We start from the raw sequence: 458 nt of genomic DNA, 5'->3' as shown, positions 1-458 counted from the left end.
CAATCGCACTGCCTAAATGACCGTGATCCTCCAGAGGTTTGACTAAAAAGTCTTTGATACCAAATCGTAATGCTTTCGCCACATCAGACATATCATCGGTGCCAGACACAACGATCATAGGCAGTGACGGATACTCTAAACTGAGCTCTTCTACAAGCTCAATGCCATCCAGAATTGGCATTGATAAGTCACACACAATTAAATCTGGCGCTGAGTCTCTAAGCTTTTGCAGAGCGTCCAGCCCATTTTCAGCCTCAACCACTTTATAACCAATCTTGTCTAAATACGCGCTGGTTATCCGGCGAAAAATAGGATCATCATCAACCAACATAACGCATTTTTGATTGAGAGCTTCCTGAGCCGAGGTCATAACTGGCTGACTGTGAGTTTTGTACATAATCTCTAACCTCACAAAACTAAGTCGAATTATTATTGTTATCTGTTCCAAGAACTAATAT

General features: G+C 41.7%; 1 protein-coding gene. It reads right to left on the bottom strand.

Features of this window, described 5'->3' with window-relative positions; all coding sequences use genetic code 11:
- Positions 1–397 (bottom strand): response regulator (locus AB4496_RS28225; protein ID WP_372133346.1); only part of this gene is annotated, 397 nt, incomplete at its 3' end.
- Between the last annotated feature and the right edge of the window lie 61 nt (positions 398–458).

This window comes from Vibrio sp. 10N.222.46.A1 (assembly GCF_041473595.1).
Classification (GTDB): domain Bacteria; phylum Pseudomonadota; class Gammaproteobacteria; order Enterobacterales; family Vibrionaceae; genus Vibrio; species Vibrio tasmaniensis_A.
The sequence above is the reverse complement of the archived record's forward strand: the minus strand, read 5'-3'. Positions and strand labels throughout refer to the sequence as shown.